A 21,241-nucleotide genomic window follows, 5' to 3' on the forward strand; every position below is an offset into this window, starting at 1 on the left:
GAGTTAGCAACCCTTCACGATCACTCCTTGTCGGTAACGGCATGGTTTGGTCGTGGATTTTTTGTTTTCAAGCAGTTCAGTTGCGATGATTCTCCAATCTGGTTTACACTTTCTTTACAAATGTCATGGAAGCGTTACAGGAGGTTAAAAAGAAATTGATTTTCAACAGGTAAAATGATTTTGTTGGTTTGTAAAAAACCGAATGGATTAGTTTGTAGGAATCAGGAGGAGTAAGCCTTGGAAAATGAAGATGTAAAAAAAGCACTCACGACAAAATCGAAACGTGCAAGGATTGAACAACGAGGACGTTTTGTTAGTTTCATTTGTATTGCGTTAATCGTCTTTGTCGTTGGCGCAATTTTCTATTTTGTAGCAAGTAAAGGGTTATCAACCTTTTTTGTAGATAAAATTAATGTTTTTGATTTTTTATTTGGAACGGTCTGGAATCCTAGTGCCACAGGACCTGACGGGAAGCCATTGGTTGGCGCTTTACCCATGATTTTAGGCTCATTTATGGTAACATTTTTATCCGCTATTGTAGCAACTCCTTTTGCAATTGGAGCTGCAGTCTTCATGACTGAGATTTCTCCAACCAAAGGACAGAAATTTTTACAACCGGTCATTGAATTGCTTGTTGGAATTCCTTCGGTTGTATATGGGTTTATTGGTTTGACAGTAATCGTACCATTTATCCGCTCAATTTTTGGTGGTACGGGTTTTGGGATTTTATCTGGGACCTTCGTTCTATTCGTCATGATCTTACCGACTGTAACAACAATGACGGTAGATACATTAAAATCGGTTCCCCGCCATTATCGTGAAGCCTCTCTGGCTTTAGGCGGCACACGCTGGCAAACGATTTATAAAGTCGTTTTGCGTGCGGCAGTTCCTGGTATTTTGACTGCGGTTGTTTTCGGTATGGCCCGTGCTTTTGGTGAAGCACTGGCAATCCAAATGGTAATCGGAAACGCAGCGTTGATGCCAACAAGTTTAACCACGCCAGCCTCTACGCTGACGTCGATTTTGACGATGGGTATCGGAAATACGATCATGGGAACAGTAGAAAACAATGTTTTATGGTCACTAGCATTGATTCTTTTGTTCATGTCTTTAGTATTCAATATTCTAATTCGTTATATCGGGAAGAAGGGGGAGATAAGCAATGGATAAAGCAAAACGTGCAGATAAAATCGCAACGGGTATCTTATATACTGTCTCTGGTTTAATTGTTGCAATCTTGGCTTTTCTTTTACTCTATATATTAATTCGCGGATTGCCGCATGTTTCTTGGGAATTTTTGACCTCGCCTTCAAAGGCATATCAAAAAGGCGGAGGGATTGGCATTCAGTTGTTCAATTCAATCTATTTGCTGCTAATTACGATGATTATCAGTCTTCCTATTTCATTAGGAGCAGGAATCTATTTGTCTGAATATGCAAAGAAGAATTGGATCACTAATGTTATCCGTACATCCATTGAGATTTTAAGTTCGCTGCCTTCAGTGGTGGTTGGTTTGTTCGGCTTTTTAATCTTTGTTATTCAATTCGGCTACGGCTTTTCGATTCTTTCTGGCGCATTGGCGTTAACGTTGTTTAATTTACCATTATTGACAAGAAATATTGAAGAATCCTTAAGAGCAATTCATTATACACAACGGGAAGCTGGGTTAGCCTTAGGCTTGTCACGCTGGGAAACTGTTACTAAGATCGTCGTTCCAGATGCGCTGCCAGGAATTTTGACGGGGGTTATATTAAGCTCCGGACGTATCTTTGGAGAAGCGGCCGCATTAATTTATACAGCCGGACAAAGTGCACCTGCGCTAGATTTTACTAATTTCAATCCACTAAGTGTTTCGAGTCCTTTAAGTATTTTCCGTCAGGCAGAAACTTTAGCTGTGCATATTTGGAAGATTAATACTGAAGGTACGATGCCCGATGGAACGTCTGTTTCAGCAGGAGCTTCCGCTGTCTTGATTTTAGCGGTCCTATTGTTTAACTTCGGCGCGCGAGCAATCGGTAAACGACTTCATAAAAAAATGACTTCAGCGTAAACAAGTATAGTAGTAAAAACTAGGATGTCAGTTCTGCTTTTCGCAGGAAATATTGAACTAGGAGAAATTCAATGAAAGAATATAATTGGGAAGAACGTAATATTATCAGGATGCCTGGTGATATCGCCTTGCACACAGAGGATTTGCATGTTTACTACGGTGACAATGAAGCCATTAAGGGTGTTGATCTTGAGTTTGAAAAAAATAAAATCACCGCTTTGATTGGACCATCGGGCTGCGGAAAGTCAACCTATTTACGTTCCTTGAACCGGATGAACGATGGGATTGCCAGTGCTAGCGTGACTGGTAAAATCATGTATAAAGAAGTAGATGTCAATGCGTCAAATATTGATGTTTATGAAATGCGTAAACGCATCGGTATGGTGTTCCAACGTCCAAATCCTTTTAGTAAGTCTATTCGTGAAAATATCACGTTTGCCTTGAAGCAACACGGCATGCGTGACAAGCATCAATTAGAGGAAATCGTTGAAACGAGTTTGAAGCAAGCGGCCCTATGGGACCAAGTAAAAGACAATCTTGACAAAAGTGCTTTGGCTCTATCAGGAGGACAACAACAGCGTCTTTGTATTGCTCGAGCCATTGCAATGAAGCCAGATATTCTGTTACTAGATGAACCTGCGAGTGCCTTAGATCCAATATCAACAGGAACGGTTGAAGAAACACTGGTTCAATTGAAAGAGAATTATACCATTATTATTGTGACACATAACATGCAGCAAGCTGCTCGTATCAGTGATTATACCGCCTTCTTTTATTTAGGACATGTCATTGAATATGATGAAACAGCCAAAATCTTCACACGTCCGAAAATTCAAGCGACTGAAGATTATGTATCAGGACATTTTGGTTAAGATCCGTACTATTAAAAAGGATGGCAGTTCCTCTTTTCACAGTTGGTAATAGCGGAGAGCTCCTTTGCAAGTAGAGGAGAAAAAAGCAAAAATGCAACCTAGAGGAATGGTATACGGCTTGAAGAGAAGACTAATTTTTCTGAAAGGAAAAATTAATTCCTATATATGAAAAAGGATGGCAGTTCCTCTTTTCACAGTTGGTAATAGCGGAGAGTTCCTTTGCAAGTAGGGGATAAAAAAGCAAAAATGCAACCTAGAGGAATGGTATACGGCTTGAAGAGAAGACTAATTTTTCTGAAAGGAAAAATTAATTCCTATATATGAAAAAGGAGAGAACGAATGTCGAAGATTATTACTTCCAAAGACCTTCATTTATATTATGGTAAAAAAGAGGCTTTAAAAGGCATTGATATGGAAATAGAAAAGGGCGAGATCACTGCGATGATCGGACCTTCAGGTTGCGGGAAATCGACGTATTTACGTTCCTTGAACCGAATGAATGATTTGATTCCAGGTGTTACAATCACAGGGAGCGTCATGTATAAGGGCAAAGATATTTATAGCCCCAAAACAGATACTGTAGAATTGCGGAAAGAAATCGGAATGGTCTTCCAACAACCGAATCCTTTTCCTTTTTCGATTTACGAGAATGTCATTTATGGGTTAAAATTAAAAGGTGAGAAAGACAAAAGCAAACTTGATCAAGTGGTGGAAGAAAGTCTCAAGGCTGCTTCAGTCTGGAATGATGTAAAGGATAAATTGCATGAAAGTGCGCTGTCATTATCCGGCGGACAGCAACAGCGCGTTTGTATTGCTCGCGTATTGGCCGTCAATCCTGAAGTGATTTTAATGGATGAACCAACGAGTGCGCTGGATCCAGTTTCAACAGGGAAAATCGAAAATATGTTGTTGGAATTGAAAGAAAACTACACGATCATTATTGTTACTCATAATATGTCACAAGCATCACGAATTTCAGATCGTACCGCTTTCTTCTTACAAGGTGAGTTAATTGAATTCGACAAGACGAAAAAAATATTCTTAGATCCGGCAAAACAAGAAACCGAAGATTATATTTCAGGGAAATTTGGTTAGAGATAAAAGGAGGGTAACAATGTTACGTACACAATTTGAAGAAGATTTACTGAATCTTCACAATCAGTTTTATGAAATGGGTATGATGGTTTCCAGTGCCATACACAAATCAGTTCGTTCATATATTGATCACGATAAGAAATTAGCCCAAGAAGTTATCGATCACGATATTGAAATCAATGATATGGAAGTTCGTTTAGAGAAAAAAAGCTTTGAAATGATTGCATTGCAGCAGCCAGTAACGACTGATTTGCGAACGATCATTACGATCATGAAGGCCAGCTCTGATTTAGAACGAATGGGGGACCACGCAGTTTCTGTTGCCAAGTCAACGATTCGTCTGAAAGGTCTGCCGCGGATTTTAGAGGTTGAAAAAGAAATCAATGAGATGTCTAATTACGTGAAGAAAATGGTAGATAATGTTTTAATTGCGTACGTGAAGACGGACGAAAAAGACGCTCGAATGATTGCGAAAATGGATGAGCGCGTAAATGATTATTTCCAAAAAATCTATGATATGACGACCAATACGATGGAAAAGGAATCAGATACAATCATTAGTGGAACGGATTACCTGCATGTGGCTGGTTACTTAGAGCGTGTGGGTGACTATGTAACGAACATCTGTGAATGGATTGTTTACTTAGCCACGGGGAAAATCACTGAGTTGAACAGTAATCGCAATGAAAACTTTTAAAGCAAGCGCCAGTTAGAAATTTCTAGCTGGTTTTTTTACATGTTAAATAGGAAGAAACACATTTATTCATGAAGTCGGATAAAAAGATGGGTCTTTAGTCCTATGACAAATACATAAAAACATTGCATAATATGAATGTAAACAAAAGTAATGTATTTGCTTTTTGAAGGAGGCAATTTCTATGAATGAAAGACAACGAATTTTGGAATTAGTTAAAAAAGGTATTTTATCAACTGAAGAAGGTTTGGATTTATTAGAAAGCATGGCTAAGGCGAAGGATGAAGCACAGATCAAACAAGCTGCAGATAAAGTGGATTCTTATCACCGCGACCAAGCAACAAATTTAGTTGATGAATGGGAAACAGGAAAAGATAGAGAAGAAGCCAACGGGACTGAAGAACAGGACTTGGAAGACCTTGAAGCTTACTTCGATGATTTAGCAACAGAAGCCAATCAGATTTCTGCAAGTATTGATGAGATCAATCAAAAGAAAAATGAATTGCAAGCTGCACTTCATGAAAAACAAGAAGTCTTGATGGAGTTGGACACAAAAGAAGAACTGGATACATTGTCAGATGAAGATGATGACATCCGTGAAGCTGTTGAAGAAGCCATCGCTGAATTAAAGGAACAAATTGCTGACTTAGATGAACAAGTCGAAGAACAAGAAGAAGAATTAAAGAACGTACAAGATAATCAAGAGGAGTCTCGTAAAGCACGTAAAGGGACACGCTTTGATATTCCAGACGAGTTGAAAGACCAAGCGAGCGAAACATTCTCGCAAGTTGGTGAAAAGCTGGGAGAAGCCGGCATTCAATTAAGCCGTCTGATGAAAAAGACTTGGAAAACCGTTTCTGATACAGTAGAAGAAAATGTTGATTGGAAAGATTTCAACGTAAAAGTTCCTGGATTAGTCACCTCTAAGTTTGAGCACCAATTCTTATACACAGATGTTGAGCCAACTTTAATTGATATCAAGCTAGCAAATGGTAAAGTTACCTTAAAAGCTTGGGATGATGCGGCTATCAAAGTGGATGCGAAAGTCAAACTTTATGGTAAAATGAATGAAGCAACTCCTTTACAATCATTAATGGAACGCAGTCAGATCGAAGTGAATGATGATCATATCTCATTCCAAATTCCGAATAAACGGGTTCAAGCAGAATTAGTTTTCTACTTGCCAAAACGGACTTACGATCATGTGGCGGTTAAATTACTAAATGGTGATTTAACTGTTGAAGAGATGGATGCCAAAGATGTGTATGCTAAATCAACAAATGGGAATATTACCTTTAAACACATTGATGCAACAATGCTAGAAATCCAAGGGGTTAACGGCAATATCTCAATCAATGAAGGAGCCATCTTAGACTCAATCATTGAAACAGTTAATGGCAATATCACTACAAAAGCGGCAATTCAAAATTATGGCATCTCATTAGTCAATGGCGATGTGAAATTGACTGCTGGTCATGATAGCCTACAAAAAATTAAAGCCAGCTCAGTTAACGGAAATGTTAAAGTTTCTGTAGGAAAAACAATTGGCTTGGAAGGCTTGGCTAAGACAAGCCTTGGAAGTATCAATGATCGTTTATCAAACTATGAAGTAATCAGAGAGAAAAAAGAAAAAACCAATCGTTTGTTGCAATTCCGTCGAGTTGCTGAAGATATGGCAAAAATCGATGTTTCAACAACAACTGGTAGTATTTTCTTGAAAGATTTCGACAATTAGGAAATAATAAGGAAGGAAGATTCATATGCAAAAGAGATTACAAAAGTCACGAACAAATGTGGTACTGACAGGTACCTTAGCCGGGATCGCCGAATACTTCGGGATTGATCCAACAATCGTGCGTGTGATTTATGTTTTCTTAAGTTTCGGCTTAATCGGCGCACCGGTTGTATTATATATCTTGTTAGCATTAGTGATTCCCGCAGCTCCAAGAGGGGGCCGGGATTCTTATGGACATAACAATCCATACTACGGTAACAATGACTACAACAATTATGAGAAGAAGGCGTCCACTAAACGTAAGAAAGCGGACAAAATCGACGATGATGACTGGAGCGACTTTTAATGACTTACCTACAGCGCTTAATAGCTAATGCACTGATCTTTATTTCACTGTCAGTGCTCTTTCCTAATCAAGTTTATGTGGAAAGTCTAACGATGGCTATTGCCGCAAGCTTTGTCCTATCCATTTTAAATACTTTGGTGAAACCAATTTTGATTTTACTTTCACTGCCGTTAAATATTTTGACGTTAGGGCTGTTTAGCTTTGTGATAAGCGCTGGTATGCTGCAATTGACTTCCAACTTATTAGGAAATTATCGTTTTGGCTTTTCCAGCTTCGCCATCTCAATCATGGTGGCTGTTGTCATGGCGATTGTCAATGCGATCGTTTCAGATCATAATATCGACAAGTACACGGATAGGTAAATTTACCTATCCGTTTTTTGCCAGTTCTGCTTTTCGCAGAAGGTAAAGTTTGAGATGAATATTTAATAATCCATATTGATAAAGAACATGATGTTTAGCAGAATGATATGCGTGATGAGAATCAATATAACTTTTTTGGTTTTTGAAAAAGTTAATACTTAGAAACGAATTAGCTGTCAGTTTTTCTTCCTGCTTTGCCAGTTTTTCTTACACTTTAGCGTAATTAGAAAAATGGTATGTCATCGAAAAGAACGATAAATTTTGTAAGAAATTTATTCACTTATAAAAAGAGATGACTAGCAGGTTAGAAAAATGATATGTGTACGAAGATACAACTATTTTTCCGCTTTTGGGGAAAATGATTCCTTAAAAATAAGCTAGCTGTCAATGGCGATCTATTTTGCGGATAAATAGGCTAAAAAAAACTGAACTATTTAATTGAATAGCACTCAATCACTAGGCTAGGCTTTATAAATTATTTATAAAGCCTTTTTTCATTCTTGCTTGGAAAACTGTCTCCACCTAGTCACTCCATGGATAAAATGATAAAATAGAGCGGAAGTGTAGAAAAGAGGGATTATATGGCTGAAACAGTAAAAGTAAAAGAACTAGTTGATAAGCTTTCATTGGAAGTAGTAACTGGTGATGAAGAGAGTCTTGAGCGGGTTATTACCACCGGCGATATTTCTCGTCCCGGATTGGAGTTAACCGGCTATTTTAATTATTATTCCCATGATCGTTTGCAGCTTTTTGGAAATAAAGAAATCACCTTTGCCGAACGTATGATGCCAGAAGAACGTTTGATGGTCTTGCGTCGTATGTGTAGTGACGATACGCCTGCTTTCATCGTATCGCGTGGATTGACACCGCCTAAAGAAATGATTGAGGCGGCTAGTGAACGCAATATTCCAGTATTGAGTTCACCAATATCAACTTCGCGTTTATTAGGTGAGATTTCAAGCTTTTTAAATGGCGGCTTAGCACCACGAACCAGTGTTCATGGTGTACTCGTGGATGTTTATGGCTTGGGTGTTTTGATTCAAGGAGACAGCGGGATCGGTAAAAGTGAAACTGCGTTGGAATTAGTAAAGCGCGGACATCGTTTAATTGCAGATGATCGTGTGGATGTCTACCAACAGGATGAATTAACGCTGGTGGGGGAACCACCAAGAATTTTACAACATTTAATCGAAATTCGTGGGATCGGAATCATCGATGTGATGAATTTATTTGGTGCCAGTGCCGTTCGTGGCTCAATGCCTGTTCAATTAGCCGTTTACTTAGAAAGCTGGTCCAAAGATAAAAAATACGATCGCTTAGGTAGCGGAAACACAGAAGTGGAGATTGCGGAAGTAAAAATCCCACAAGTAAAGATCCCTGTAAAAACTGGGCGAAATGTCGCGATTATTATTGAAGTTGCGGCAATGAATTTCCGTGCGCGAACAATGGGTTACGATGCAACGAAGACCTTTGAAGATCGTTTAACCCAATTAATCGAAGAAAATTCTGGACAGTAACATGGTTGCTCAAATAAATCGTGTTGCCTTTGAATTGTTTGGTCTTCAAATTTATTGGTACGCGATCATCATTGTCTCTGGAATTGCGCTTGCTCTGTGGATGTCTAACCGTGAAGCAGTCAGGGTCGGATTGAAGGAAGACGACATGACAAACTTCATTTTGTGGGCACTGCCGATCGCAATTATTGGCGCCCGACTATATTACATTTTATTTGATTTGGGACCATATCTTGCTGATCCAATCCAGATATTCAATACACGAAGCGGTGGTTTGGCTATCTATGGTGGCTTGATCGCGGCCGTCATTGTGTTACTCGTGTATACTCGCCATCATTTTATTGATCCATGGCTGTTTTTAGATGTAGTTGCACCAGGGGTTATGCTGGGTCAAGCGATGGGGCGATGGGGAAACTTCACGAATCATGAGGCTTATGGTGGAGAAACGACGCGCCAATTTTTAGAAAATTTGCATCTGCCTCAGTTCATTATCAATAACATGTATATTGACGGTGCTTTTCGTCAACCGACTTTTTTCTATGAATCAATGTGGAGTTTTATCGGACTTGTCCTAATTTTGATTATTAGAAAAAAAGTTGCGGTTAAACGTGGGGAATTATTCTTAGGTTATGTGACGTGGTATAGCTTTGGTCGTTTCTTTATCGAAGGAATGCGAACAGATAGTTTATATTTCTTTGGTAGCCTGCGGGTATCACAAGTCCTGTCTCTAATTCTCTTTATTAGTGGAATCGTTTTATTGTATTATCGTCGCAAAAAACGTACGGACATCAAAGCTTATGAGCGTAATCACGGGGATAACCAAGCGCTGATATAAGAACGAGTGCTCAGTTTATGCTATGATAGATGAAAGGACTTTCTTACAAAAAAGGATGTACTATGTTATCGATTGAATGAGTGTTTTTCGTTATTGGTAGCTAGTAACTATAGCTCTTCATTTAGAATAAAAATGCTTTATTATCAATTAGGAGGAAATTTCTTTGAAACAAAAAGTTGCAGTTTTAGGCCCAGGCTCTTGGGGGACGGCATTAGCACAGGTATTAGCAGAAAACGGGCACGAAGTAAGGATTTGGGGAAATCATGCGGCACAAATTGATGAAATCAATACGTATCACACGAATCGTCATTATTTACCAGATTTAAAAATTCCTGAAAGCATCAAGGGTGAGAAAAACCTGAAGGATGCTGTAAAAGATGCAGACGCGGTTCTGTTTGTTGTTCCAACAAAAGCGATCCGTTCAGTGGCGCAGGAATTTGCTCAAGTAGCTGAGAACCAACCTGTAATTATTCATGCAAGTAAAGGACTCGAGCAAGACACGCATAAACGGATTTCTGAAATTTTAATAGAGGAAATTCCTGAAGCACATCGTCAAGGAGTAGTTGTTTTATCGGGACCAAGCCATGCAGAGGAAGTTGCTGTTCATGATATAACAACAATTACTGCTGCCTGTAAAGATGAAAAACTAGCAGGTTACGTCCAAAAATTATTTATGAATGAGTACCTTAGAATTTATACGAATCCAGATGTGATTGGCGTCGAAATGGGCGCTGCATTAAAAAATATTATTGCTTTAGGAGCAGGAGCTTTGGCAGGCCTTTCTTACGGAGATGACGCCAAAGCAGCAATTATGACGCGAGGCTTAGCAGAAATCAGTCGGTTAGGTGTTGAGATGGGCGCTAATCCGCTAACGTTTATTGGCTTGAGCGGTGTGGGTGATCTGATCGTAACCTGTACTTCAGTTCATTCACGAAACTGGCGTGCCGGGAATTTATTAGGTAAAGGCCATAAATTAGATGAGGTCTTAGATAATATGGGCATGATCGTCGAGGGTGTTTCGACGACGAAAGCTGCTAAGGAATTGGCAGATAGTATGAATGTCAGCATGCCAATCACAGAAACAATTTATGATGTTTTATACAATGATAAGGATGTGCGTCAGGCTTGTCGTGATTTGATGATGCGTGAAGGTACATTTGAAAATGAATTTACATTAGAGTAGAAAGAGTGGGATAAGATTTATGCGAGTAAAAAAAGCAGTCATTCCAGCCGCTGGGTTGGGAACAAGATTTTTACCAGCTACAAAAGCGATGGCTAAGGAAATGTTGCCTATCGTTGACAAACCAACGATTCAATTTATCGTTGAAGAAGCGTTAAAATCTGGGATCGAAGATATTTTGATCGTGACAGGCAAAGCGAAGCGACCAATTGAGGACCATTTTGATGCGAATATTGAGTTAGAGATGAATTTACAGGAAAAAGGAAAAACAGATCTGTTGAAATTGGTTGAAGAAACAACAGATGTTAATTTGCATTTTATCCGTCAGTCACATCCGAAAGGGTTAGGGCATGCGGTTTTACAAGCGCGAGCATTCGTTGGTAATGAACCTTTTGTTGTTATGTTGGGCGATGATATAATGGAAGATCGTGTGCCACTAACCAAACAACTGATGAATGATTACGAACAAACCCATGCAGCAACAATCGCAGTAATGCGTGTACCTGAAAGTGAAACGTCAAAATACGGAATCATTAATCCTGGTGAAGAAGTCTCTAAAGGATTGTTCAACGTGAAGAACTTTGTGGAAAAACCAAAGCCTGAGGAAGCACCTAGTAACTTGGCGATTATTGGCCGTTACTTATTGACACCAGAAATTTTCGAAGTATTGGCAACACAAAAACCTGGTGCAGGTAATGAGATTCAATTAACGGATGCCATTGATACTTTAAATAAAACACAACGCGTTTTTGCACAAGAATTTAGCGGAAAACGATACGATGTTGGTGATAAGTTTGGGTTTATGACAACCAGTATTGAATACGGCTTGAAACATCCTGAGATTAAAGATAAATTACATGATTATATTATTTCCTTGGGGAAAGAATTAAGCGGACAAAATAAAATTAAAAAATAATTGGTTAAGCGCAGTTTCGGAACTGCGCTTTTTATATTGGTTGTTATTTTATCGAGCGAATTATTTGTTTTTTTAATACAAGACATCATTATATCAAATAGAAATATTTAGTTATTTTGTTATATAATATCTCTGAAATAACTAAATGAAAAAGGAGAATGAATGAAAACTTCCCGATTAAATAGAGAAATCGTCATAAAATGTGCAATGGATTTGGTTCATGAGTCTGGTATCCACGGGTTAAGACTTAATAAAATTGCTGAGCGATTGGATGTTAAATCACCATCGTTGTATACGCATACAGGAAGCGTCACAGAATTACGACAGTCCGTGGTTAGACGGGCGATGGAGGAATTTCGTGAGCAGTTAATAGATTCTTTGTTAGGTAGGGCGGAACGCTGTGCTTTCATAGAATTAGGCAAAACTTGGACCACCTATGCTAATAAGCATACTGCTTTTTATATAGTTTTTTACGAAAAGGAGTACATAGATTCTTATGAAAAACATATTTCTAGTTTTCTAAGAGCTGCGTTTGAGCGTATTTTCTTAACGTGTGACCTGAGTGACCATGAAGTTATTCAAGTTGAACGTGTAGTAACAAATTATTTTCGCGGGTATTCAGATCGTCTTTTGGAAACCAGTTTTGATGAAGCAGATCTGGTCAGTGACTTAGAAATTATCTACAATGGTATTCTGCATAATTTTACCAAGGTATCTCAATAATTTAATTGGGGTATTTTTTTATTAGAAATCATAAAATTCTTTCCCTTTCATTAATTTCCTTAGGAATGGTATAATTTAAGTTAGCATAATGAGTAAAAAATGAGAGGAGCGATTGAATGAGTTTAGGCGGTATTGCGGCAATTATTGCGGCACTCGCATTTGTTGTATTGGTCATCTTTTTAGTACGTGTCTTGAGTCAGGTTTCCAAAACAGTGGAAAAAGTTGAGACGACTGTGACAGAGGCGAATACAACGATTGATGTTCTTACAAAAGATGTTGATTTACTCATGCAGCAAGTGGAAGGCTTGTTAGTTAAAGGGAATCATTTGCTGAATGATATTAATGGAAAAGTGGAAACAATTGATCCACTGTTTACAGCGGTAGCTGATTTGAGTCAGAGTGTTTCTGATTTAAACACGACTAGTCGAAATCTGGCCGGAAAAGTGGGCGGTGTCGGAAAAAATGCAGCAAAGGTTAGCGTCGCCGGAAAAGTGGGCGCCTCAACAATGAGATTCTTTAGAGATCGTAAGACAACAACGAAAACGGAGGGATAAGCATGACTAAACGTGGAAGATTTTTTGCAGGAGCCTTGATTGGTGGGACGGCTGCAGCAGTGGTAGCATTGCTATTGGCACCCAAATCAGGAAAAGAATTACGTGAAGATTTAGCAAAGAAAACAGATGAATGGCTAGATGTAGCATCCGATTATACAGATGGCTTTGTATCAAAAACTAGTGAAATGGGCTCAATCGTAAAAGATCGTGCTTCTGATTTAGGCGACCAAGCGAGTGATTTAGCTGCAAACGTAAAGAATAAAGTAAGTGATTCTGTGGATGACATGGACGATATTACTTCAGATACTTTAGAAGATTTGAAACGTCAAAGTTCTGATTTATCTGATCGTTTCCGTAAAGCGGCTAATGATGCGAAAGATGTAGCAGAAGATGCTTCGGAAGATATTGTGATTGATGCGAAAGAAACAAAAGAAGCGGCAAAAGAAACTGTTTCTGCAGGAGCCGATGATCTAGCGGACCAAGCGAAAGATCTGGCGAAGGAAAAACCAGCTTTCGAAGAGGTCAAAGAAGAATTAAAAGAAGAAGTCGAAAAAAATAATCCAGAATAAAAAAGGTAGTCTGAAATGCACCCTGTCAAGTAGACAGCTAAAAAACAAAAATAATGCTATTCAGGAATCGAGTCCTTCGATTCCTGTTTTTTTATGCGGCTTGCTTTCTAAACTCGTTTGGCGAAAGCTCGTTCAACGCTTCGGAATAGCGATAGTTATTGTAGTAACGCATATAACTACTAACAGATTTCTTTAGTTCATCAAAATTTTGATAGCTTTCTTGATAAAATTTCTCTTCTTTAAATGTGCCCCAAAAGTGTTCGATCGGTTGATTATCCAGACAGCGACCAACTCGGGACATGCTTTTGGTGAACCTATAGTTCGTTTCGAGTGCTTTATAGTCATAAGAGGTATATTGAAACCCACGATCACTATGAAGCAGCGGTTTGACGCCAGGATTCTTGCGCATGGCTTTTTTAACAGTAGTCATGACAAGGAGGTTATTATTGGAATGATCGAGCTCCCAAGAAACGATCGAGTGATCATAAAGATCGATGATGGCACTCAAATACGCCTTTCGACCGTTACCGTATCTCAATTCAGTAATATCCGTACACCATTTTTGATTGGGCTTCTCAGCGGTAAACTTCCGGTTTAATACATTTTCTGCGACGTGTGCTTCTGTTGCTTTTACATAGGTCGGACGCTTTTTCTTGATCACTGCTTTGATCCCAAGTGCTTTCATTAAACGGTAATAACGTTTCCGAGAATAGCGCTTCTTAAGTTTTATGTTGAGTTGCATTCGAATTTGTCGATAGCCGATCGCGCCTTTCTTACTGTCGTATTTCTTTTTAATTTCTTTGGCTAGTTTTCGATTCTCAAGTTCTTTCTTGGAGGGTTTCCACTTTAACCATTTATAGTAAGAGGAGCGTGCGACCCCAGCTAATCGACAGAGTTGCGTGATTGAATAATGCTTTTCTTCATGCAATTCAGAAATGGCTTGGTAGAGTTCAACGTTTCTCACTAATGTGAGGGTCGGTTTCGCCGCTGAATCTCTTGTAACTTTTTTGCGAAGTCATTCTCCATTTCTAAATGCCTGTTTCGTGCTTCTAGTTCTTTTACTCGTAATTTCAGCCGTTCTTCTTCGGTTAAGAACTCGCTTGATCTGTTTCGTCCACGGTTATCTTTTAGTGCTTCTTCTCCGTGTTGTTGGTATTTTTTTACCCAAGAATAGACTTGTTGGTATGAAACATCATATTTTTCAATCGCTTGCGTGTAATTCAGCTCGTTAGCGATTGTATATTGAGCGATCTCGATACGCTCTTGATAGGTGGTTTTACGTCCTTTTTTCATGGTTTTGGGTACACAGCCTTTACTGGTAGATTTTGTCGGTTCCCCAGTAGTATAACGTGAAATCCAGTTTCTTAACACAGAAGTCGAAGAAATTTGAAAGAACATTGTGGCTTCTAAAACGGACATCTTCTTATTAATGACAGCCAAAACAGCGGCTTGTTTCAGTGCCTGATCATATCGTTTCCATGTGTTTGATTCTTTCAGCCCTTCTAGACCACCATCCTTATATTTGCGAATCCAATCATTTATAGTTTTCCATGAAAGGGAATGTTTCTTAGCGATACTGTTCATACTACGACGGTCATCTATTACCTCTGAAATGACATAATACTTTTCTTCTGGAGAATAAAGACTTCTCTTAGACATACAAAAACTCCCTATAAAGTAGATTTGGAATTTTTGTTTTTCCTTGTCTACTTTATAGGGAGCATATCAGTCCTCAGTTTTGAGGGCTATTTTTTTGGGAATAATAAAAATGTAAAGAAAAAGGATGCTGAAATCTTCTAAATTACAAATTGTTGCGTGCGCAACGCCTATCATTGCTGTATTCTCAATTCAGATCAGAGAATAATGGGGGTGTAGCGAAAATTGAAAACTGGGAAAATGATTCGCTCAAAAAGAGAAGAATTGAAGATGACGCAACAACAATTGGCCGACCAGCTTTATGTTACTAGACAAACGATTTCAAAATGGGAACTAGGAAAGAGTGAGCCCGATACGCTTTCAAAGAAAAGTTTGGAAAAAATACTGGCTGTTCAATTAGTGAAGGAGTCTTCTTCAAAAGAAACCGAGGAGGAACATGTTGTGAAAAAAATTCAGTGGTTTGTCGGTATGGTTTTATTTGGGATCGTATTTTTCCCCTTACGCTTTTTTTGGGTGATGATGCACCGATACTGGAAGCAGCCTTGGATTTGTTTTGCTATCGTACCAGTGCTTTTATCCTTTATATTATGGTATCTGCATTCACTTAAGGATAATGTATTCTATTTGTTTTTAGGCTTGATCTTAGTAGCATATTGGATTACGAGCTATTACTTTCTGGGGGACCATGCAGTAGCGGATGGTAACTAAAAAATGAGTGGACCAGCGTTCAAGATAGAACGATGATCCACTCGTCTTTTTAGTTTACAAGATAATTAACTCTTTGGAAGTTTTCGTAAATGGAATGCATCCGTCTTTTGTCACATAAATGCAGTCTTCAATTCGAACACCGACATCATCTGGTAGGTAGATGCCTGGTTCAAGAGAGAAGCACATGCCTTCTTTAACCACCAAATCATTTCCTCCTACGATTTGCGGGAATTCATGAATGGTTGTACCAATTCCGTGGCCTAAACGGTGGTTAAAGTATTCTCCATAACCATGGCTTTCAATCACGTCACGTGCGATTTTATCTAACTCACCACAAGTGATCCCAGGTTTTACCGCTTCTTGAGCGCTTAATTGAGCTTCCAAGACGATATTATAGATGTCTTTTTGATGATCAGTTGGTTTTCCACAGGCAACAGTTCTTGTGGCATCGCTACAGTAGCCGTTAACGATCGTCCCTAAATCAAACAAGACTAATTCGTTTTCTTTACACGTATTTTTTCCTGGGGTACCATGCGGACTAGCAGCATTTGGACCAGCTAGTACTTCAGTAGGGAAGGACATTTGTTTGATGCCTTTTTTCTTCAATTCATATTCGATCTCTGCCACGATTTCTTCTTCAGTAACGCCTGGTTTCACGTGTCTGAAGCCAATTTCAAAAGCGAGATCTGCAGTTGAACCAGCTTCTATTAAGTGCTGGCATTCTTCTTCTGTCTTATATAATTGCAATTCTTGAACTAACGGAGTCAAATCAGCGGAAAAATCAGCAGCTGGAAAGGCTTCGCTCAAACGAAGATAGCGATCTAAAACCAATTGATTCTTTTCTAACGCGATTTTTTTAGGCGACCCGTAACGTTTTTTGATCTCCTCCACGATGATTGAAAATGGGTCTTGACTGTCTAAATAGCCGACGACATCATACTCAAAACTGCTGGCCTTGGCATCTTCTACCTCTAGACCAGGTGCAAATAAAAAGGGTTCTTTTTCAAGTGGAATGAATAACGCTAATACACGTTCCATCGGATTGCTATCAAAGCCTGAGAAGTAGCCAATATGGCTGGCGTCGGAGACATATGCTAGCTCGACATTGTTTTTTTGCATCCATTTGCGTAATTCTGAAACTTTTTCTTGGTTCATTAAAACATCCTTCTTTCTCTCAGCGTTAATATTATTGTAACACTAATAAATTTTATTGAAAAACGATTCTTATAAAACGCTTACAAAGAATTAAGAAAAAATGTGTAAAACGGTTGCAATCCATGAAACAACGTGCTATTATCTTTTAGAAATGTAAATGATATTTTCTGAAAACAATTTTAAAGGAGCATATCCATGGAAAAGCAAACAATTACGATTTATGATGTTGCCCGCGAAGCAAATGTTTCAATGGCAACCGTTTCTCGTGTGGTCAACGGCAACCCCAATGTGAAACCAACAACACGTAAAAAGGTGTTAGAAGTTATTGAACGTCTAGATTATCGTCCAAACGCTGTCGCACGAGGTTTAGCAAGTAAAAAGACAACGACAGTGGGCGTAATCATTCCTGATGTCAGCAACATGTTTTTTGCATCATTGGCTCGTGGGATTGACGATATCGCAACAATGTACAAATACAATATTATTTTAGCGAATTCAGACGGCGAAGCACAAAAAGAAGTCAATGTGTTGAATAACTTATTAGCGAAACAAGTAGACGGAGTAATCTTCATGGGTCATCGTATTACTGATGAAATTCGTGCGGAATTCTCACGTTCAAAAACACCAATCGTTTTAGCTGGTTCAATCGACCCAGATGAACAAGTCGGCAGTGTAAACATCGACTATAAAGCGGCGACTAAAGAATCAATTGACTTATTAGCGAAACATGGCAATAAGAAAATTGCATTCATCAGTGGAGCCTTGATCGATGCGATCAATGGGCAAGCTCGTATGGGCGGATACAAAGAATCATTGGCTGAAAATGGGTTGGATTATAATGAAGGATTAATTTTTGAAGCGCCTTACAACTTCAAGGAAGGCTTGGCATTAACTGACCGCATTTTGAATAGTGGAGCAACAGCTGCTTATGTAACAGACGATGAATTAGCGATTGGGTTACTAGATGGCTTAATTGACAAAGGCGTGAAAGTTCCAGAAGACTTTGAGATCATTACAAGCAACGATTCATTACTTACTGAAGTAGCTCGTCCGCGTTTAACAAGTGTGACACAACCGTTGTACGATATCGGTGCTGTTGCAATGCGCTTGTTAACAAAAATGATGAACAAAGAAGAGATCGAACAAAAAACGATCGAATTGCCACATGGCATTTATGAAAAAGGTTCAACAAAAGAATAATAAAAAATGACTGTGCCGGTTGGGCGCAGTCATTTTTTTGTAAACGTCTTACATCGTCGAAGGATGGCGTCGAGCAAAGTCAAAAAAGCGGAACTTGTCTACTTGGTGCCGGCTCTCAGTATATTGAAATTGGCGAGCATCACTGGTAAAGACACGACTTTTTACCGATACGATATTGATGTCATGTTGATTGAGATCTAGCAGTTCACGGTCTTCATCCGTTAGTGCATCGATCGTAATCTCTTTTTCGGCAAAAGAAATATTTAAACCAAGCTGGGTTTCAAAATAACGATAGATCGAATCCTTTGCAATTTCGGTATCTAGCTCGGGCACGATAGTCGTTAGCAGAATGTCTTTGTCGAGGATTACTTTCTTTTGATCGATGGCGCGCGTACGGATCAATTCCCAACAAACAGCTCCCGTTTCGAAACCAGTTACTTGTGCAACTTTTTCATCAATTATAATTTTTTTCAAGCTGATAACCTCAGTGCTGCTTGCATAGCCATAAGAGTTTTGCAATTCTTTATAGCTAGTCAAACCAGAAACTGGAAATCGTAGCTGTTCACGTTTTAAAACAAGCGAGCCTTTACCTTGGATTTTTTGGATATAGCCATTCGCCATTAAAAGCGATAACGCTTTACGAATGGTGTCACGAGAAACATGGTAGGTTTGTCGAAGCTTGTTTTCACTAGGGAGGTAAGAGCCCGCTTCATAAACTCCTTTTAAAATACCACGTTCAATCGCTTGGTAGATCACTTCATAATTTTTCATCGAATCCTCCTCTATATAACTCCGTTTATTGTGATTTTTTAACTTGTCCGTATAGGTATATTTATTATACGAACAAAATTGAAGAAAGTAAAACGCTTTCGAGAGGGCGTTGAAAATAAAAATGAGTAAATTTTTATTTTTGGGTAAACTTGTTGGTTAACTTGCAAACCTGTTGGTAGTTACAATACCAATATTTAGTTTATAAAACCTGTTATCCTTTATTTTAATGAGAGAACTCTAATAAAACAACTTAAGAGCAGAATGTAAGCGATTTACAAAAATGAAAAAACCTTTTATAGTTAAGCCATCAGCTGAACTTATCCATACAAGTTAAAATTATTCGGAGGGAAAAAAGATGGGAAAATATGAGAAGGATACAAAGGACCTGCTGGCAGCTATTGGCGGTAAAGAGAATATTTCAGCAGTCACTCATTGTGCCACACGGATGCGGTTTGTCTTAAATGATCCAAAAAAGGCAAATGAAGCTAAAATTGAAGATATTCCTAGTGTAAAAGGGATGTTTACCAATGCCGGTCAATTTCAAGTAATCATTGGAAATGATGTGGCCGTATTTTATAACGAGTTTGCGGACGTTTCTGGAATTGAAGGAGTATCAAAAGAGGCAGCCAAATCAGCAGCCAAACAAAATCAAAATCCAATTCAACGCGCCATTACTGTTTTAGCAGAAATTTTTACACCATTGTTACCAGCAATTATTGTCGGCGGTTTAATTTTAGGATTTCGTAACATTTTGGAAGCTGTACCAATGGGCTGGCTCAATGGTCAAACGATTGTTGAAGCTTCGACCTTTTGGAGTGGCGTAAATGGTTTCTTATGGTTACCAGGCGAAGCGATCTTCCATTTCTTACCGGTAGGAATTACCTGGAGTATTGCTCGTAAGATGGGAGCAACAGAAATTCTTGGAATTGTATTGGGGATTACATTGGTTTCTCCACAATTATTAAATGCTTATGCAGTGAACGGAACGACGGCTGCTGAGATCGCAAAAAATTGGACATGGGATTTCGGCTTTTTCACGGTCGATAAGATTGGTTACCAAGCGCAGGTTATTCCAGCGATGTTGGCAGGTTTCTTACTGGTTTATCTAGAACGATTCTTCCGGAAACACATACCAGAAGCAGTCTCAATGATTTTCGTGCCATTTTTCTCTTTGATTCCAACGATTTTAGCTGCACATATTATTTTAGGTCCAATCGGCTGGAAAATCGGGACGGCTATCTCTGCTGTCGTAAATGCAGGACTGACCTCTAGCTTCAGCTGGTTGTTTGGCGGGATCTTTGGAGCGCTATATTCGCCTTTAGTTATAACCGGCTTGCATCATACGACACTTGCGATTGATTCGCAGCTGATTGCCGACTTTGGCTCTACAAATTTATGGCCGATGATTTGTTTATCAAATATCGCTCAAGGAGCCGCTGTTTTGGCAGTCGTATTTGCACATCGCGGCAACAAAAAAGAAGAACAAGTATCCATTCCATCGGTTATCTCTGCTTGGTTAGGAGTTACTGAACCAGCCATGTTTGGGATTAACTTAAAATATACTTATCCGTTTATCGCAGCGATGATCGGAAGTGGTGCTGCAGGACTGTTCATTACATTATTCAAAGTTCGTGCCTTATCGATTGGTGTCGGTGGATTACCAGGGATTTTAGCCATTCGTCCGCAAGACTATTTGATTTTTGCCATTGGGATGGTAATTGCAATCGCGGTGCCATTCTTATTGACTTTGACTTTCCGCCGAATTGGATTATTTAATAAACTTGATCGCATTGAAGAAGGCAATGTGCCCACTTTAGGCAGCGAGACACCGAAAAAGCCAGGAACAGTGGTTGAATTATTTGCACCAATTGCAGGTATGCTGCATCCATTAAGCAGCGCTAAAGATCCAGTTTTTTCGGAAGGCATGATGGGACAAGGTGTTGTGATTGATCCAAGTGAAGGAAAGTTGTATGCGCCGTTTGATGGTCAAATCAGTTTGTTATTTCCAACAAAACATGCGATTGGATTAGTTAGCACGGAAGGTACTGAGGTATTGATCCATATTGGAATTGATACAGTGCAATTAGATGGCAAATATTTTACTAGCCATGTGGAACAAGGTGACAGTGTTAAAAAGGGTCAGCTCTTGATGGAATTTGATGTGGATGCAATCAAAGCAGAAGGATTTGAAGTGCAAACGCCGATTATCGTCACGAACTCAACGGATTTTCAAGTAGACCCTTTGATGGAAGAGGCTTCTGTTACGAACAATGAAAAAATCTTACTTGCAACAGAATTATAGGTGG

Annotated in this window: 22 protein-coding genes; 18 read left to right on the forward strand and 4 right to left on the reverse strand. The window is 39.0% G+C overall.

What is annotated here, in order from left to right:
* The first annotated feature begins 237 nt into the window (after positions 1-237).
* The 15 genes from pstC to IGI44_RS04045 all read left to right on the forward strand — a co-directional run bounded on the left by pstC (position 238) and on the right by IGI44_RS04045 (position 13,445).
* Positions 238-1,170: a phosphate ABC transporter permease subunit PstC gene (gene pstC / locus IGI44_RS03975; protein WP_438786525.1), complete on the forward strand. Its 933-nt coding sequence runs from the start codon at positions 238-240 to the stop codon at positions 1,168-1,170.
* Positions 1,163-2,050 (forward strand): phosphate ABC transporter permease PstA, encoded by an 888-nt coding sequence (pstA, locus tag IGI44_RS03980; RefSeq protein ID WP_438786526.1) that lies wholly within the window; start codon positions 1,163-1,165, stop codon positions 2,048-2,050. Before pstC ends, pstA begins: the two co-directional genes overlap by 8 nt.
* A gap of 71 nt (positions 2,051-2,121) precedes the next feature.
* Positions 2,122-2,922, forward strand: coding sequence for a phosphate ABC transporter ATP-binding protein PstB (pstB, locus tag IGI44_RS03985; protein ID WP_438786527.1), 801 nt, complete (start codon positions 2,122-2,124; stop codon positions 2,920-2,922).
* 339 nt (positions 2,923-3,261) lie between these two features.
* A complete protein-coding gene (gene pstB, locus IGI44_RS03990; protein ID WP_438786528.1) occupies positions 3,262-4,017 on the forward strand; it encodes a phosphate ABC transporter ATP-binding protein PstB in 756 nt (251 codons plus the stop codon).
* Positions 4,018-4,036: 19 nt separating this feature from the next.
* On the forward strand, positions 4,037-4,714 hold the full coding sequence (gene phoU, locus IGI44_RS03995) for a phosphate signaling complex protein PhoU (protein ID WP_438786529.1): 678 nt from the start codon (positions 4,037-4,039) through the stop codon (positions 4,712-4,714).
* A gap of 181 nt (positions 4,715-4,895) precedes the next feature.
* Positions 4,896-6,446 (forward strand): daptomycin-sensing surface protein LiaX, encoded by a 1,551-nt coding sequence (gene liaX, locus IGI44_RS04000; protein ID WP_438786530.1) that lies wholly within the window; start codon positions 4,896-4,898, stop codon positions 6,444-6,446.
* A gap of 25 nt (positions 6,447-6,471) precedes the next feature.
* Positions 6,472-6,792, forward strand: a complete 321-nt coding sequence (locus tag IGI44_RS04005; protein WP_438786531.1) for a PspC domain-containing protein — start codon at positions 6,472-6,474, stop codon at positions 6,790-6,792.
* Complete coding sequence (locus IGI44_RS04010; protein ID WP_438786532.1) at positions 6,792-7,154, forward strand: phage holin family protein; 363 nt, start codon at positions 6,792-6,794, stop codon at positions 7,152-7,154. The genes IGI44_RS04005 and IGI44_RS04010 overlap by 1 nt, the downstream gene beginning before the upstream one ends.
* Before the next feature lie 581 nt (positions 7,155-7,735).
* Entirely contained in the window at positions 7,736-8,671 is a 936-nt protein-coding gene (hprK, locus tag IGI44_RS04015; protein ID WP_016181284.1) for an HPr(Ser) kinase/phosphatase, read from the forward strand.
* A gap of 1 nt (position 8,672) precedes the next feature.
* The gene (gene lgt, locus IGI44_RS04020) at positions 8,673-9,503 is read left to right on the forward strand and encodes a prolipoprotein diacylglyceryl transferase (protein ID WP_438786533.1); all 831 of its coding nucleotides are present in this window, start codon (positions 8,673-8,675) and stop codon (positions 9,501-9,503) included.
* Positions 9,504-9,666: 163 nt separating this feature from the next.
* Positions 9,667-10,686, forward strand: coding sequence for an NAD(P)H-dependent glycerol-3-phosphate dehydrogenase (locus IGI44_RS04025; RefSeq protein ID WP_438786534.1), 1,020 nt, complete (start codon positions 9,667-9,669; stop codon positions 10,684-10,686).
* 19 nt (positions 10,687-10,705) lie between these two features.
* Complete coding sequence (gene galU, locus IGI44_RS04030) at positions 10,706-11,599, forward strand: UTP--glucose-1-phosphate uridylyltransferase GalU (protein WP_438786535.1); 894 nt, start codon at positions 10,706-10,708, stop codon at positions 11,597-11,599.
* 162 nt (positions 11,600-11,761) lie between these two features.
* Entirely contained in the window at positions 11,762-12,322 is a 561-nt protein-coding gene (locus IGI44_RS04035) for a TetR/AcrR family transcriptional regulator (RefSeq protein WP_438786536.1), read from the forward strand.
* A 116-nt stretch (positions 12,323-12,438) separates the two neighbouring features.
* A complete protein-coding gene (locus tag IGI44_RS04040) occupies positions 12,439-12,876 on the forward strand; it encodes a DUF948 domain-containing protein (protein ID WP_438786537.1) in 438 nt (145 codons plus the stop codon).
* Positions 12,877-12,878: 2 nt separating this feature from the next.
* Positions 12,879-13,445 carry a YtxH domain-containing protein gene (locus IGI44_RS04045; RefSeq protein ID WP_438786538.1) on the forward strand — a complete coding sequence of 189 codons (567 nt, stop codon included), beginning with the start codon at positions 12,879-12,881 and terminating at the stop codon, positions 13,443-13,445.
* A 91-nt stretch (positions 13,446-13,536) separates the two neighbouring features.
* On the opposite strand, the gene IGI44_RS04050 is transcribed toward IGI44_RS04045, so the two are convergent.
* Together IGI44_RS04050 and IGI44_RS04055 are read right to left on the reverse strand one after the other, a co-directional pair.
* Entirely contained in the window at positions 13,537-14,409 is an 873-nt protein-coding gene (locus IGI44_RS04050; RefSeq protein ID WP_438786459.1) for an IS3 family transposase, read from the reverse strand.
* Entirely contained in the window at positions 14,409-15,104 is a 696-nt protein-coding gene (locus tag IGI44_RS04055) for a transposase (protein ID WP_438786461.1), read from the reverse strand. The genes IGI44_RS04050 and IGI44_RS04055 overlap by 1 nt, the downstream gene beginning before the upstream one ends.
* A 222-nt stretch (positions 15,105-15,326) precedes the next feature.
* On the opposite strand from IGI44_RS04055, the gene IGI44_RS04060 reads away from it, so the two are divergent.
* Positions 15,327-15,809, forward strand: a complete 483-nt coding sequence (locus IGI44_RS04060) for a helix-turn-helix transcriptional regulator (protein ID WP_438786539.1) — start codon at positions 15,327-15,329, stop codon at positions 15,807-15,809.
* Positions 15,810-15,863: 54 nt separating this feature from the next.
* Here the strand turns inward: IGI44_RS04060 and IGI44_RS04065 are convergent, their stop codons facing one another.
* Positions 15,864-16,964, reverse strand: coding sequence for a M24 family metallopeptidase (locus IGI44_RS04065; RefSeq protein WP_438786540.1), 1,101 nt, complete (start codon positions 16,962-16,964; stop codon positions 15,864-15,866).
* Positions 16,965-17,159: 195 nt separating this feature from the next.
* Between IGI44_RS04065 and ccpA the strand changes: the two genes are divergently transcribed.
* On the forward strand, positions 17,160-18,164 hold the full coding sequence (gene ccpA / locus IGI44_RS04070) for a catabolite control protein A (protein WP_438786541.1): 1,005 nt from the start codon (positions 17,160-17,162) through the stop codon (positions 18,162-18,164).
* 48 nt (positions 18,165-18,212) lie between these two features.
* Here the strand turns inward: ccpA and treR are convergent, their stop codons facing one another.
* Entirely contained in the window at positions 18,213-18,935 is a 723-nt protein-coding gene (gene treR / locus IGI44_RS04075) for a trehalose operon repressor (RefSeq protein WP_438786542.1), read from the reverse strand.
* A 355-nt stretch (positions 18,936-19,290) separates the two neighbouring features.
* On the opposite strand from treR, the gene treP reads away from it, so the two are divergent.
* Positions 19,291-21,237, forward strand: coding sequence for a PTS system trehalose-specific EIIBC component (treP, locus tag IGI44_RS04080; RefSeq protein ID WP_438786543.1), 1,947 nt, complete (start codon positions 19,291-19,293; stop codon positions 21,235-21,237).
* The last annotated feature ends 4 nt before the right edge of the window (positions 21,238-21,241 follow it).

The organism is Enterococcus sp. DIV0756, assembly GCF_051710745.1.
GTDB lineage: Bacteria > Bacillota > Bacilli > Lactobacillales > Enterococcaceae > Enterococcus_A.

Excerpts from the sequence above, each read along its gene's own strand:
- treP (WP_438786543.1), top strand. The coding sequence starts at position 19,291 with ATGGGAAAATATGAGAAGGATACAAAGGACCTGCTGGCAGCTATTGGC.
- lgt (WP_438786533.1), top strand. The coding sequence starts at position 8,673 with ATGGTTGCTCAAATAAATCGTGTTGCCTTTGAATTGTTTGGTCTTCAA.
- liaX (WP_438786530.1), top strand. The coding sequence starts at position 4,896 with ATGAATGAAAGACAACGAATTTTGGAATTAGTTAAAAAAGGTATTTTA.
- phoU (WP_438786529.1), top strand. The coding sequence starts at position 4,037 with ATGTTACGTACACAATTTGAAGAAGATTTACTGAATCTTCACAATCAG.
- IGI44_RS04065 (WP_438786540.1), bottom strand. The coding sequence starts at position 16,964 with ATGAACCAAGAAAAAGTTTCAGAATTACGCAAATGGATGCAAAAAAAC.
- IGI44_RS04010 (WP_438786532.1), top strand. The coding sequence starts at position 6,792 with ATGACTTACCTACAGCGCTTAATAGCTAATGCACTGATCTTTATTTCA.
- IGI44_RS04045 (WP_438786538.1), top strand. The coding sequence starts at position 12,879 with ATGACTAAACGTGGAAGATTTTTTGCAGGAGCCTTGATTGGTGGGACG.
- IGI44_RS04040 (WP_438786537.1), top strand. The coding sequence starts at position 12,439 with ATGAGTTTAGGCGGTATTGCGGCAATTATTGCGGCACTCGCATTTGTT.
- IGI44_RS04055 (WP_438786461.1), bottom strand. The coding sequence starts at position 15,104 with ATGTCTAAGAGAAGTCTTTATTCTCCAGAAGAAAAGTATTATGTCATT.
- treR (WP_438786542.1), bottom strand. The coding sequence starts at position 18,935 with ATGAAAAATTATGAAGTGATCTACCAAGCGATTGAACGTGGTATTTTA.
- ccpA (WP_438786541.1), top strand. The coding sequence starts at position 17,160 with ATGGAAAAGCAAACAATTACGATTTATGATGTTGCCCGCGAAGCAAAT.
- pstA (WP_438786526.1), top strand. The coding sequence starts at position 1,163 with ATGGATAAAGCAAAACGTGCAGATAAAATCGCAACGGGTATCTTATAT.
- pstB (WP_438786528.1), top strand. The coding sequence starts at position 3,262 with ATGTCGAAGATTATTACTTCCAAAGACCTTCATTTATATTATGGTAAA.
- IGI44_RS04035 (WP_438786536.1), top strand. The coding sequence starts at position 11,762 with ATGAAAACTTCCCGATTAAATAGAGAAATCGTCATAAAATGTGCAATG.
- galU (WP_438786535.1), top strand. The coding sequence starts at position 10,706 with ATGCGAGTAAAAAAAGCAGTCATTCCAGCCGCTGGGTTGGGAACAAGA.
- hprK (WP_016181284.1), top strand. The coding sequence starts at position 7,736 with ATGGCTGAAACAGTAAAAGTAAAAGAACTAGTTGATAAGCTTTCATTG.
- pstB (WP_438786527.1), top strand. The coding sequence starts at position 2,122 with ATGAAAGAATATAATTGGGAAGAACGTAATATTATCAGGATGCCTGGT.
- IGI44_RS04005 (WP_438786531.1), top strand. The coding sequence starts at position 6,472 with ATGCAAAAGAGATTACAAAAGTCACGAACAAATGTGGTACTGACAGGT.